The following is a 13,493-nucleotide window of genomic DNA, read 5'->3' on the forward strand; positions in this document are numbered from 1 at the left end:
CCGGTTCCCGGCCGGATGCTACCGGCCGGCCGGGCCGGCGCCGGTGGGGCCACGCGGGAGCGGCCGGCAGGCATCGGTCCGCCGCGGGCGGGTAAGCGTGCCCGTCGAGGGTCGTCGAGGAGCGGGGAGTACGGACCGTGGCGGAGATGCTGGCCGGGCGGCTGCACCTGACGGACCGGGCGCTGCGGATGGAGACGGTTCCCGTCCCCGAACCCGGGCACGGGCAGGTGCGGATCAGGGTCGAGGCGGCCGGCGTGTGCCTGTCCGACGTGCACCTGATCGACGGCACGCTCACCCCGCTCTACCTGCCCGACGACGCGGTGACACTCGGCCACGAGGTGGCCGGCGTGGTCGACGCACCCGGCGAGGGCGTCGACGGGTGGCAGCCCGGCCAGCGGGTGCTGCTCCAGGCGGGGGAGAAGGACCGCCGCGGCACCGTGTTCACGCGCGGGGTCGACTACGACGGCGGCTGGGCCGAGTACGCGGTGGCCAGCCAGGAGACGCTGGTGCCCATCCCCGACGACCTGCCGTTCGAGCAGGCCTGCATCATCCCGGACGCGGTCTCCACGCCGTGGGCGGCCGTCACCGACACCGGCCGGACCCGACCGGGGGAGGCCGTGGCCGTCTGGGGCGTGGGTGGTCTCGGTGCGCACGCCGTGCAGCTGCTGCGGCTGGTCGGGGCGGCGCCGGTCATCGCGCTGGACCCGCTGCCGGCCGCCCGGGACCGGGCACTCACCCTCGGCGCCGACCTGGCGCTCGACCCCGGCGACGTCGCCCTGCGGGACACCGTGCTCGCGGTCACCGGCGGGCGCGGCCTCGACGTGGCGTTCGACTTCGCCGGCGTCACGCCGGTGCGCGAGCAGGCGCTGACCCTGCTGGGCCGGCGCGGGCGGCTGGTGCTCGCCGGCATCGCCAACAAGCCGGTGACCATCGCCTCGGACAGCCCGTTCACCTACCTCCAGCAGGCGGTGCTGGGGCACTACGGCTCGGAGGCGGAGCACGTGGTGCAGCTGGTGTCGCTGGCCGCGCAGGGACGGCTGGACCTGGCGGCATCGGTGAGCGACGTGCTGCCGCTCGCCGAGGCGCCGGAGGCGGTCCGGCGGGTGCAGAGCAAGCAGGGCGATCCCATCCGGCTCATCCTGCGGCCCTGACCGACCCGCGCGGACGGGCGACGGACCGACACGGAGGGTCCACGAAGGATCGACGCAGCGCATATCCTGTCCGCCGACCGATCCACCGGAAGGGACGTCATGCCGTCGCGGCAGGACCAGTTGCACTCGTACCAGTTCGCGGTCCAGCGGGCGGTCGCCGCGCTGGTCATGCGGGAGACCGACCCGGCGCAGTCCCCGTTGCGGCGGCTCGCCGGGGCCGCGCTGGCGAGCGTCCTGGTGGCGGCGATCGGCCTCGGCGGCTTCGCGCTCTACGGCCTCTTCGCCAGCGGCGGCAGCGGCTGGCGGGACGCGGGCGCGGTGATCGTCGAGAAGGAGTCGGGCGCCCGGTACGTCTACCGCGAGCAGAAACTGCACCCGGTGCTCAACTACGCCTCGGCGCTGCTCATCGTCGGCGCCGAGCAGGCGCGGACGGTGCTGGTCTCCCGCCGGTCCATCGAGGGTGTGCCGCGCGGGCTGCCGTTGGGCATCGCCGACGCTCCGGACTCGCTGCCCGCGCCGGCCCGGCTCACGACCGCGCCGTGGACCGTCTGCTCGGTCGCGTCCGGCGACGCCGGCCGTTCCGGCCCCCGCTCGGCGGTGCTCGTGGGCGCGAGCGGTGGTGGTGGCCGGCCGCTCGGCGACGAGGGGCTGCTGCTGCGCCACCCCGACGGCGGCCTGCACCTGGTGTGGCACCAGCGCCGCCACCTCGTCCGCGACCCCACCCGGGTGCTGGCCGCCCTGGCCACCACCCGCGCCCGGGCCGTGCCGGCCGCGCCGGCGCTGCTCAACACCCTGCCGGCCGGCGCCGATCTGGCGCCGCTGGCCCTGCCGGGCCTCGGCGAGCGGTCGCCCCGGGTACCGGGCGCCGAGATCGGCGACGTCTACCTGGTGCGCAACTCCGGCGGCGGGCGGCAGTACGCGGTGGCCGTGCGCGACGGCCTGGCCGGGATCACCGAGTTGCAGGCCGGACTGCTGCTGGCGCGTACCGGTCAGGGCGAGCCCGAGCCGATCTCCCTGGGCCGGTTCGCCGCGCTGCCCGCCGCGCCCGACCTGGCCCCGTCCGGGCCGGCCGCGCCGCCCCCGGCACCGCCGCGTCTCGCGGCCGTCGACGGTGCGGCGGTGTGCGCGGCGGTGGCCGACGACACCGGCGTGGCGGAGGTCCGCACCGGTGTGCGCCTGCCGGACCTGGCGGCGGCGCCCGGAGGCGCGGGCCGGGCCGGCGGCGGGGTGCGCGCCGACCATGTGCTCGTGGAGCCGGGCCGGGGAGCCGTTGTGGAGGCGGTTGCCGCACCCGGCGCCTCCGGGGGAGCGGTCTCCGTGATCACCGACCTGGGCCGCCGGCACGTGGTGGCCGGCCCGGACGTGCTCGGCACCCTCGGGTACCGGAACGTGCGGCCGGCGCGGCTGCCGGCCGGCGTGGTCAGCCTCGTGCCCGCCGGCGTCACCCTCGACCCGGCGGCGGCGCGGGCCGTGGCCGTACCGGGCTGACCCCTGCCCCCCGGCTCAGGGCAGCCGCGCCACCGTGACGAACTCGTTGTAGGTGAAGATCCTGCCGGCGGCACGCGGGAGCGGGAACGAGTACTGCCGCACCACGGTCAGGCCGAGGTCCCGGCAGGTTTCGGCCGCCTCGGGAAAGCCCACGAAACGGACGTGCGAGGCGTCGCTGCGGTAGCCGCGCTCCTGGGGCGTGATGAACACCGCGGTGCCGCCGGACCGGACGAACGGCAGGTACGAGCGGATCACGTCGGTGGCGCTGTCGGCCGGCAGGTGTTCGAGCAGGTGCGCGGCGAGCAGCGAGTCGAACGCGTCGGGGCGGGCGTGCGCGGAGCGGAAGAACTCCTCGTCCGTGTACGCCTCGAACCCGGCGGCGCGGGTGTGCGCCACCGAGGTGGGGTTGTGGTCCACGCCCACGGCGTTGCCGCCGAGGTTCGCGAGGTTGCGGCCCAGGCCCGAACCGACGTCGAGCGTGTGGCCGAGGCGCAGCCGGCGCAGGTTCCACCGGTAGGGCGCCTGGACGTCGAGGAGGCGCTTCCAGCGGGCGCCGCCGAGCCGTTGCAGCCGGCGGGTGTACGCCTCGCCCGCGGTCTCCGTCGGGTCGTTGTGGTCCGCCTGCCTCACTGTCCCCGGCTCCTTCGCGCGCACGGACCGGCGCGAGCGGCGCGCACCGCGTCGAGCGCCGGACCCGGGCAGCCTTATCCGCCGCTACCCTCCGAAAACGGGCCCGCCTCGATGCTACGGGCCGGGCCCGTGGTCGGCATCTTTTACGGGCGCATGTCGCGTGCCGCGACAGCGGGGTGGGCGGAGCGTCACCGGCCCCGCCCACCCCGCCGGTCAACCCTTCTCGGCACCGCTGGTCAGGCCCTCGGTGAGCAGTCGTTCGCCGGCGAAGAACAGGGCCACGATCGGCAACGTGAGGATCACCGAGCCGGCCATCAGCACCGTCTTGGGCACCTCCACGCCGTCGGCGAGTTGCGCCAACCCCAGCGACACGGTCCACCGGTGCGGCTTGTCGACCAGGAACAGCAGGGCGAAGAGGAACTCGTTCCACGCGATCATGAAGTCGTAGAGGGCGACCGCCATGATCGACGGGGCGGCGAGCGGCAGGCTGATCCGGCGGATGACGCCGAGCTGCCCGGCGCCGTCGATCGCGGCGGACTCCTCCAGGCTCAGCGGGATGGTCTCGAAGTAGTTCTTCAGCATGTAGACGGAGACCGGCAGGGTCTGGGAGATGTAGACCAGCACCAGGCCGACGAGGGAGCCGCGCAGCCCGGCCCGTGTGAAGACCACGAACAGCGGGATCGCGATCACGATGGACGGGAAGAGGTAGACCGCCAGGAACAGGAAGTCCACCTGCCGGCGGCCGAAGAAGCGCAGCCGGGCCACCGCGTACGCGCCGGGGATGGCCACGACCAGGGTGAGCAGCGTCGCGGCGAGGGCGACCAGGCCGCTGTTGCGGATGAACGTGAGGAAACCCTGGCCGCCGTCGTCGGTGGCCTTGAGCACCTCGGCGTACGTGGCGACGGTCAACTCGCCGAGGCCGACCACCAGCGCGCCCGGGTCGAGCAGCAGCCGCTCGATGGGGCGTACCGAGAGCAGCAGCATGTAGTAGAACGGGAAGACGGTGACCAGCAGGAACGCCGCGATCAGCACCCGGCGCAGCCAGCGCAGGCCCACCGTCTCGATCCGGTCGCGGTCCATCAGTCCACCCTCCGGGCGAAGAAGCGCAGGTAGATCAGGACGAACACGATGAGGACGACGGCCAGCACGACCGCCTGGGCCGCGGCGGCGCCGATGTCGGTGCGCGCCGTGAGGAACTCGTAGACGCGGACGCTGACCACCTCGGTGCCGGCGGCGCCCCCGGTGAGCAGGTAGACGTCGTCGAACTTGTTGAAGGTCATGATGAACCGCAGCACGCCGAGCAGCGCGATCACCGGCATGAGCTGCGGCAGCAGGATGTGCCGGAACCGTTGCGTGGGCGTCGCGCCGTCGACCCGCGCGGCCTCCTCCAAGTCGCCGGGCACCGCCTGGAGGCGCGCGAGCAGGAACAGGAACGCGAACGGGAAGTAGCGCCACGACTCGAAGGCGATCACCGTGGCGAGCGCCGTGGAGTCCTGCGAGAGGAACGGGACGGGCGCGTCCCAGCCGAGCAGGCGCTGCCCCCAGTGGTTGACGATGCCCAGCTGCGGGTCGAGCATCACCTGCCAGACGAAGGTCATGGCGACCACCGGCGCCACGTACGGCAGCAGCATCGACGCCCGGACCAGGGTGCGGCCCCGGAACGGCGCGCGGACGACCAGCGCCGCCACCAGGCCGACGACGATCGAGCCCGCGGTGCTGCCGACGCTGTAGATGAGGGTGGTGACCAGCGAGTCGGCGAAGCCGGGGGTGTGCAGGACCCGGTCGAGGTTGTCCAGCGTGAACTCGCCGAAGAGGCCGGTGCGGCGCAGCGTGGCGAGCCGGACCCGCTGGAAGGCCAGCACCACCGTCCAGACGATGGGGATGCCGATCACCGCGAGCACGACGAGCAGCGTCGGCGCGACCAGCGCGAGCCCGGCCCGGGACTCGCGACGGCGCAGGGTCAGCGGTCGGCGCCGCGGGGGCACCGGCCGCTCCCGGTGGGGGGAGCGGCCGGTGCCCGGCGCGGTGGTGGTCAATTGACGCCCGCCTTGATCGCCTCGACGTCCTTCTTCGCCCGGCCGGCTGCCGCCGCGGCGTCGGACTTCCCGGCGATCACGTCGTTCAGCGCCTTGGGCACGGGCAGCTCGCCGAGGATCGCGCCGACCAGCTTGCCCTGCCCCTGGGTCAGGCCCCACCGCTGGAACGTGTCCGGGCTGGTCCGCAGGCCGTCGAGGACCTGCTCGCCGTACACCTCGGCGAGCGGCTTCTTGGCGTCCACGCCGGCCTGGCTGGTGTTCCAGGCGGTGAGGAACTTCTCCGGATCGTCGGGGGTGCCCTTGCGGACCGGGAACCGGCCCTCGGGGGACATGCCGAACCAGCGCGGATAGGCGTCGCCGAGCAGGTACTCGACGAAGCTCTTCGCCGGGTCGGCGGCGGCGCCGTCCAGCACGGCCCACGAGCTGATCTCGCCGTACTGGGCGGGCGTGGTCCCGTTCGGACCCTTGATCGCGGTGACGAACCCGCTGTTCTTCGCGAGGAAGGCGGGGTCGGCCGCGCACTGCGGGCAGGTCGGCTTCGCGTCGTTCCGCAATCCGGCCAGCTCGTCGAGGATGAACGGCGACCAGATCAGCATGGCGGCCTTGCCGGCGAAGTAGGTGGCCCGGGTCGTGTCCACGTCCTGCGCGCCCCGCACCGACGCCGTACGCATCAGCTCGCCGTAGAACCGGAACGCCTCGACGCACTCGGGCGAATCGAGCGTCACGGCGCCGGAGCCGTCGGTGAGCTGGCAGTTGTTGGCCAGCGCGAGGTGTTCGAAGGTCTGCTGGGTGAAGACGTCGCCGGGCGCGGTGGCCGCGGTGATACCGACGACACCGCCGGTGTGGAGCCGGGCCGCGGCGGTGGCGATGCGCTCGTAGGTGTCGGGCGCCGGGAGGCCGGCGGCGTCGAAGAGGTCCTTGCGGTAGACGAGCAGCTGACCCCAGCCGTCGCTGGGGACGGCGAGCTGCCGGCCGGAGTCGGCGGTCAGCTCCAGGGCGCGGGCGGAGAAGGTCTGCCGGCCGAGCCGTTCCACGATCTCGCCGTTGGCGTCGGGGTGCAGCAGCTCGTTGCCGGCGAGGGTGCGGACGCCGGCCAGGGAGACGGAGCCGACCACGTCGGGTAGCTCCCCGGCGGCGGCGCTGGACGCGATGAGGGACGGGAACTGGTCCTCGTTGACGGTGACCAGCTCGACCTGGATGCCGGTCTTCGCGGTGAAGTCGCTGACGATCGCCTTGGTGGCGGTCACCCGGTCGGCGACGTCCTCCAGGCTCCACACGGTGATCTTCTTGTCGTTGCTTCCGGACTCGTCGTCGCCGCAGGCCAGCAGGGTCGACCCGGCGAGTGCCAGGATCAGGGTGGCCGCGAGGGTCCGCATCGGAGTGAATGACATCGACGGCACTCCTCTCGAAGGGTACATGACGGATTCAACCTCTTCGATTGATCAATCACAAGACATATGCCCATTTTTTGTTCTACGATGGAACCCGGCGCTACCGGGATGTGACTCATGGTCAACTGGGTTGTCTCTCTCGCCGGGCCCCGAAGGATCAGCCTCGAGCCCTGCCCCGCAGACCCGCTCGGCCCGGGCCAGGTACGCGTCCGCACCTGCTACTCCGGCATCTCCGCCGGCACCGAGCTGACCCTCTACCGGGGCAGCAATCCCCGCCTGAGCAAGGACTGGGACGACGCCGCCCGGATGTTCGTGCCGCGGCAGACCCCGGTGCCGTACCCGCTGGTCGGCTTCGGCTACGAGGAGGTCGGCGAGATCGTCGAGGTGGCGCCCGGCGTCACCGACCGGCATCCCGGGCAGGTCGTCTGGGGCATCTGGGGGCACCGCGCCGAGGCCGTGCTGCCCGCCGACGCCGTCCGGCCCCTGGCACCCGGGCTCGACCCGTTCGCCGCCGTCTTCGCCCGCCCCGGCGCCATCGCGCTCACCGCGGTCCTCGCCGGCGACCTGCACCTCGGCGACTGGGTCGGCGTCTTCGGCCAGGGCGTGATCGGGCTGCTCGCCACCCGGCTCGCGGTCCTCTCCGGCGCCCGCGTGGTGGCGGTGGACCGGGTCGCCGGCCGGCTCGACCACGCCGCCCGCTACGGCGCCCGGGTGACCGTCGACGCGGGCGTCGAATCGGCCGCCAGCGTGCTGCGCGGCGCCACCGGTGGCCGGGGCGCCGACGTCTGCCTCGAACTGTCCGGGGCCTACCCGGCCCTGCACGAGGCGATCCGGGCCACCACCCACGCCGGCCGCGTCGTGGCCGCCGGCTTCTACCAGGGGCAGGCCGACGGCCTCGGCCTCGGCGAGGAGTTCCACCACAACCGGATCCAGCTGGTGGCGGCCCAGATCTCCGGGCCGACCCCGGCGCCCGGCATGGCCGGCCGGTGGACCGGGGCCCGGGTCGCGCAGACCTTCATGGATCTGGTGGCCGAGGGCAGTGTGGACCCGCTGCCGCTGGTGAGTCACGTCGTCGACGCCGGCGCGGTGGCCGATGCCCTGGCGTTGCTCGACCGCGGTGACGGTGACGTCCTCCAAGTGGTGCTGAGGTTCCCATGACCATTCCGATCGCCTGCCAGGAGCAGCTCCTGCCGGGCACCGACCTGATCCAGAAGTACGCGCTGGCCACGGCGCTCGGCTACGACGGGATCGAGCTGCGCGGGCGCGGCGACCTGGCGTTCGCCCGCCGGCTGCCCGAGCTGCGGCGTGCCCGCGCCGCCGGCGTGGTGATGCCCACCGTCTGCGTCGAGATGGACCACTTCATCGGCGACTTCGACCCCGTACGCTCCGCCGACGCCGTCCGGAACCTGCGCTCCCAACTCTCGGTCGTCGCCGAACTGGGCGGGGTGGGCGTCATGACGCCGGCCGCGTGGGGCATGTTCTCCCGGCGGCTGCCGCCGTTCGAACCGCCCCGGCCCCCGGCGGGCGACCGGCGGGTGCTCGTCGACGCCCTCGGGGCCCTCGGCGAACACGCCCGCGCCGAGGGTGTCACGCTCTTCCTGGAACCGCTCAACCGGTACGAGGACCACATGGTCAACCGGCTCGACGAGGCCGTCGCGCTGTGCGCCGCCGTGGGGCTGCCCAACGTGCGGGTGGTCGCCGACACGTTCCACATGAACATCGAGGAGGACGACGTGCACCGGGCGCTGCGCGCCGCCGCGCCGTACCTCGGGCACGTGCAGGTCAGCGACTCCAACCGGTACCAGCCGGGTGCGGGCCACCTCGACTGGCCGGCGCTGGTGCGTACGCTGCTCGAGATCGGTTACCCGGGGTGGCTGGCCCTGGAATGCCGGCTGCGCGGCGACCCGGTCCGGGCGCTGCAGCAGGCCGCCACGGTGCTGCGGCACGCCGAGCCCCGGCGGGCGGTCGCGTGAGCGCCGGTGCCGCGGGCCCGCGCGGGGCCACCGACGAGGCGGCCGGTGACCGCACCGACGGGCCCGCCGGTGCCGGGCCGAAGGGGCCGGCCGCGACGGGCGGCCCGGGCGGTGACCCGGAGCTGCTGCGCCGGCTCGCGGTGGCCACCCTCGACGCCAACTGGGAGCACGACCACACCGTCCCCTCGCGCACCCTCTACCCGCACCAGTGGAGCTGGGACTCGGCGTTCGTCGCCGTCGGCCTGGCCCACGTCCGCCCGGAGCGCGCCTGGCGGGAGTTGGAGAGCCTGTTCCGCGCCCAGTGGGCCGACGGCCGCGTGCCGCACATCGTGTTCAACCCGCGGCTGCCGGTCGGCGCGTACTTCCCCGGGCCGGAGTTCTGGGCGTCGGAACGGGCCGCCGACGCGCCGGCCGCCCTCACCTCCGCGATCGTCCAGCCACCCGTGCACGCCCTCGCCGCCTGGCTCGCGTACCTCCGGGTGCCGTCGGACGCGGCCCACGCCGCCCTGCGCCGGCTCTACCCCCGCCTCGTGGCCCAGCAGCGCTACCTCGCCACGCGGCGGGACGTGGGCGGCGGCGGCCTCGCCTGCGTGGTGCATCCGTGGGAGTCCGGGCTGGACAACAGCCCCGCCTGGGACAAGCCGATGGCGGTGGTGCCGGCCGACGCGGCGGTGATGCGGGCGTACCGGCGGCACGACACCGCGCACGCTCCCGCCGCGCACCGCCCCACGGACCTGGACTACGCGCGGTACGTGGCGATCGTCGCCTCCTACCGGGACGCCGCCTACCGCGACGACGACCTGGCGGGTCGGCACCCGTTCCTCGTGGAGTGCCCGCTGTTCAACGCGGCGGCCGGCGTCGCCGAGCACGCCCTGGCGCGGATCGCGCCGCTGGTCGGGGCCGACCCGGGCCCGCACCGGGAGCGGGCGGCCCGGATCACCGACGCCCTCGTACGCCGGCTGTACGACCCGGCCACCCGGACGTTCCAGCCCCGCGACCTGCGCACCGGGCGGCTGCTGCCGGCCCGTACGGTGCTGGGGCTGGCGCCGCTGATCCTGCCCGACCTGCCGGCGCCGCAGGTGGAGGCGGTGGTGGCGGAGGCCCGCTCGGCCCGGTTCGGGCTGGCCGCGCGGATGGACCGGCCGCTGCCCAGCCACGACCGGACCGCGCCGGACTTCGAGCCGCTGCGCTACTGGCGCGGCCCCAGTTGGATGAACATCAACTGGCTGGTCCGTCGGGGCCTTCTCACCCACGGCCGGGCGGACCTCGCCGCCGGTCTGGCCCGGTCGATGGTCGGGCTGGTCGCCGGCGCCGGCTGTCACGAGTACTTCCACCCGGACACCGGCGCGGGCCTCGGCTCGCCGGCGTTCGGCTGGACCGCCGCGCTCCTGCTCGACCTGCTGGCCGACGGGCGCGACCCGGACGCGGGAGGCTGAGCGGCGCGTACCGGGCGGGCGAGGGCCCCCAGCGCCCCTGCCCGCCCGGCCGTCCTCCCGCGGGCGCGCGGCGCGGCCCGGGGTACGGGAACGAGCATCGATCAGACGCGGGCCCCGGTGGGCGTACGACGGCGGCGTCTGTGCGCCGTGGCGCACAGTGGCCACGGCGCGACGGCGGGCGGCCGGACCGGTACCGTGACGCCGGACGCCCGGACGGGCGGGGTCACCCACCGTGTCCGGCCGCCCACCGCGGCGCGGCGAGCCCGGTCCGTCGTCGTGACGCCGCGTGTCCGCTCGGGCACCGAGACGCCGCGTGTCCGGCCGGCGTCGTGACACGGAACACGGCGTGACCCGTCGGCGGCCCGCGAGTTGGCGGGTGTCCACAAAACTCGCCGCCGGCAGGTGGAGGGTCCGGCGGTTTCCGTACCGGCCGTAGCGGAGAAGGATGGTCCCGGGGACCCCTGACCGAGGGAGTCCCCGTTCTGTTGTGAACCTCTGGGAGGCTTACTCGGTGTTCAGCCGCATCGCTATCGTCAACCGGGGAGAGGCCGCCATGCGGCTGATCCACGCCGTCCGCGAGCTCAACGCCGAGACCGGTGCCCGGCCGATCGAGACCATCGCGCTCTACACCGAGGCCGAGCGCACCGCCACCTTCGTCCGGGAGGCCGACGACAGCTACTGCCTGGGGCCGGCGTCGGCGCGCCCGTACCTCGACCACCGCGTCCTCGAGCGCGCGCTGGTCGAGACGCGGGCGGACGCGGCGTGGGTGGGCTGGGGATTCGTGGCCGAGGACCCGGCCTTCGCCGAACTGTGCGAGAAGGTCGGCGTCACCTTCATCGGCCCGAGCGCCGAAGCGATGCGCACGCTCGGCGACAAGATCGGTGCGAAGCTCATCGCCGAGGAGGTCGGCGTCCCCGTGGCGCCGTGGAGCCGCGGCGCGGTCGCGAGCCTGGACGCTGCCAAGCGCGCGGCCGCCGAGATCGGCTACCCGCTGATGCTGAAGGCGACCGCGGGCGGCGGCGGCCGGGGCATCCGCGTCGTGCGCAGCGACGACGAGCTCACCGAGGCGTACGAGCGCACGAGCCTGGAGGCCGAGCGCGCGTTCGGCAGCGGCGTCGTGTTCCTGGAGCGCCTGGTCACCGGCGCGCGGCACGTCGAGGTGCAGGTGATCGCCGACGGTCAGGGCACCGCGTGGGCGCTGGGCGTCCGGGACTGCTCGGTGCAGCGGCGCAACCAGAAGGTCATCGAGGAGTCCGCGTCGCCGGTGCTCGCGCCCGAGCAGACCCGCGAGCTGAAGGCGGCGGCCGAGCGGCTGGCGCTGGCCGTGAACTACCAGGGCGCCGCCACCGTCGAGTTCCTCTACCACCCCGGCGAGAAGCTGCTGGCCTTCCTGGAGGTCAACACCCGGCTCCAGGTCGAGCACCCCATCACCGAGGCCACCACCGACTTCGACCTGGTCAAGGCCCAGATCCACGTGGCCTCCGGCGGCCGGCTCGGCGAGCTGGTCCCGGCCGAGGCCGGGCACGCCGTCGAGGCGCGGCTCAACGCCGAGGACCCGGACCGCGACTTCGCGCCCTCGCCCGGCCGGATCGTCCGGCTCGTGCTGCCCAGCGGCCCGGGCATCCGGGTGGACACCGGGGTCAGCGAGGGCGACGTGATCCCGGCCGACTTCGACTCGATGATCGCCAAGATCATCGCCTACGGCCGTACCCGCGACGAGGCGCTCGGCCGGCTGCGCCGCGCGGTCGCCGAGACCACCGTCATCATCGAGGGCGGCGCCACCAACAAGAGCTTCCTGCTCGACCTGCTCGACGCGCCCGAGGTGATCGACGCCAGCGCCGACACGGGCTGGATCGACCGGGTCCGCGCCCAGGGCCGCCTGGTCTCCACCCGGCACTCCGGCGTCGCGCTGGCCGCGGCCGCCATCGAGGCGTACGAGGACGAGGCGCTCGTCGAGCGGCAGCGCCTGCTGTCCACGGCGCACGGTGGCCGCCCGCAGGTCCAGCACGCCAGCGGCCGGCCGATCGACCTCAAGCTGCGCGGCGCGAGCTACCGGGTGAGCGTCGCGCAGACCGGGCCGCACCGGTTCCGGGTCGGCATCGGGTCCGCGCCCTGCGTGGACGTCGAACTCGACCGGTTCGACGAGCACACCGGCCGGATCCTGGTCAACGGCCGGCGTTTCCGGCTCGTCACCGACACGCACGGGCCCATCCACCTCGTCGAGGTGGACGGCGTCACGCACCGCGTGAGCCGGGACGAGGGCGGCGTGCTGCGGTCTCCCGCTCCCGCGCTGGTCGTCGCCACGCCGCTCGAGGTGGGCGACGAGGTCGAGGCGGGCGCGCCCGTGCTCGTCCTCGAGAGCATGAAGATGGAGACGGTGCTGCGCGCGCCGTTCACGGCGAAGGTACGGGAGAGCCTGGTCGCCGTCGGCAGCCAGGTGGAGACCGGCGCGCCGCTGCTGCGCCTGGAACCGGTCGGTGACGACGCCGCGGGCGAGGCCACCGAGACCGAGACCGTCGACCTGGAGCTGCCGCCCGAGCCGACCGGGCTGTCCGCCGAGGCCCGGGTCGCGCGCGGCATCGCCGACCTGCGCAGCCTGCTGCTCGGCTACGACCTCGACCCCCGCGACGAGCGGCGCGCGCTGTCCACCTACCTCGCGGCGCGGGCCGAGCTCGACCGCCGTCCGCTGGCGGAGGAGGTCGAGCTGCTGCAGGTGTTCGCGGACCTCTCCGAGCTGAGCCGCAACCGGCCGGCTGGTGAGGAGGGCCGGGCCGACACCCGGGTGCACAGCCCGCGCGAGTACTTCCACACGTACCTGCAGAGCCTCGACGTCGAGCGGGCCGGCCTGTCGGACACGTTCCGCAACCGGCTCGCGCGGGTGCTCGCCCACTACGGCGTGCACGACTTCGAGCGGACGCCCGCGCTGGAAGAGGCCGTGTTCCGGATCTTCCTGGCGCAGCAGCGGGCCTCGGCCGACGTGTCGGTGATCGTCACGTTCCTCCAGCGGTGGCTCACCGAGCCGGTGCCCGCCGACGGGCTGCGCGAGCTGGTCGGCCAGGCGCTGGAGCACCTGATCTTCGCCACCCAGCTCCGGTTCCCGGTGGTCGGCGACCTGGCCCGCGGCGTCGTGTTCCGCTGGGCCGCCCAGCCGATGCTGCGCCGCAAGCGCGCCGAGGTGTACGCGGGCGTGCGTGGCCACCTCCGGTACCTCGACCGGAACCCGGCGGCGCCCGACCGCGCCGAGCGGATCGCGAAGATGGCCGCCTCGCCCGAGCCGCTGGTCCGGCTGCTCGGCCAGCGGATCGGCAAGCCGGGCGTCGACCACGGCCCGATGCTCGAAGTCCTGAGCCGCCGCTACTACGGCAACCGGGGCGCGAGCGACGCGCGC

10 protein-coding genes are annotated in these 13,493 nt (G+C 74.4%); 6 read left to right on the forward strand and 4 right to left on the reverse strand.

Features of this window, described 5'->3' with window-relative positions:
* Positions 1-146: 146 nt before the first annotated feature.
* Positions 147-1,151, forward strand: coding sequence for a zinc-binding dehydrogenase (locus D7193_RS32490; RefSeq protein ID WP_206612052.1), 1,005 nt, complete (start codon positions 147-149; stop codon positions 1,149-1,151).
* A 99-nt stretch (positions 1,152-1,250) separates the two neighbouring features.
* Complete coding sequence (gene eccB / locus D7193_RS32495; protein ID WP_120783502.1) at positions 1,251-2,639, forward strand: type VII secretion protein EccB; 1,389 nt, start codon at positions 1,251-1,253, stop codon at positions 2,637-2,639.
* A 15-nt stretch (positions 2,640-2,654) separates the two neighbouring features.
* Here eccB and D7193_RS32500 read toward each other — a convergent pair whose 3' ends face one another.
* The 4 genes from D7193_RS32500 to D7193_RS32515 all read right to left on the reverse strand — a co-directional run bounded on the left by D7193_RS32500 (position 2,655) and on the right by D7193_RS32515 (position 6,696).
* Positions 2,655-3,269, reverse strand: coding sequence for a methyltransferase domain-containing protein (locus D7193_RS32500; RefSeq protein WP_174242800.1), 615 nt, complete (start codon positions 3,267-3,269; stop codon positions 2,655-2,657).
* Between the two features lie 213 nt (positions 3,270-3,482).
* Positions 3,483-4,349, reverse strand: a complete 867-nt coding sequence (locus tag D7193_RS32505) for a carbohydrate ABC transporter permease (protein ID WP_120783504.1) — start codon at positions 4,347-4,349, stop codon at positions 3,483-3,485.
* Positions 4,349-5,305 carry a carbohydrate ABC transporter permease gene (locus tag D7193_RS32510; protein ID WP_120783505.1) on the reverse strand — a complete coding sequence of 319 codons (957 nt, stop codon included), beginning with the start codon at positions 5,303-5,305 and terminating at the stop codon, positions 4,349-4,351. Before D7193_RS32510 ends, D7193_RS32505 begins: the two co-directional genes overlap by 1 nt.
* Complete coding sequence (locus D7193_RS32515; RefSeq protein WP_120783506.1) at positions 5,302-6,696, reverse strand: ABC transporter substrate-binding protein; 1,395 nt, start codon at positions 6,694-6,696, stop codon at positions 5,302-5,304. Before D7193_RS32515 ends, D7193_RS32510 begins: the two co-directional genes overlap by 4 nt.
* 117 nt (positions 6,697-6,813) lie before the next feature.
* Between D7193_RS32515 and D7193_RS32520 the strand changes: the two genes are divergently transcribed.
* The 4 genes from D7193_RS32520 to D7193_RS32540 form a co-directional block, all read left to right on the forward strand.
* On the forward strand, positions 6,814-7,854 hold the full coding sequence (locus D7193_RS32520; RefSeq protein WP_120783507.1) for a zinc-binding dehydrogenase: 1,041 nt from the start codon (positions 6,814-6,816) through the stop codon (positions 7,852-7,854).
* Positions 7,851-8,669, forward strand: a complete 819-nt coding sequence (locus tag D7193_RS32525; RefSeq protein WP_120783508.1) for a sugar phosphate isomerase/epimerase family protein — start codon at positions 7,851-7,853, stop codon at positions 8,667-8,669. The genes D7193_RS32520 and D7193_RS32525 overlap by 4 nt, the downstream gene beginning before the upstream one ends.
* A gap of 122 nt (positions 8,670-8,791) precedes the next feature.
* Positions 8,792-10,105, forward strand: a complete 1,314-nt coding sequence (locus D7193_RS32530) for an MGH1-like glycoside hydrolase domain-containing protein (RefSeq protein WP_120783518.1) — start codon at positions 8,792-8,794, stop codon at positions 10,103-10,105.
* A 553-nt stretch (positions 10,106-10,658) separates the two neighbouring features.
* On the forward strand, positions 10,659-13,493 hold a 2,835-nt coding region (locus D7193_RS32540; protein ID WP_421930411.1), incomplete at its 3' end, for an ATP-binding protein.

This window comes from Micromonospora costi (genome assembly GCF_003626655.1).
In the GTDB taxonomy this organism is placed as follows: domain Bacteria; phylum Actinomycetota; class Actinomycetes; order Mycobacteriales; family Micromonosporaceae; genus Micromonospora; species Micromonospora costi.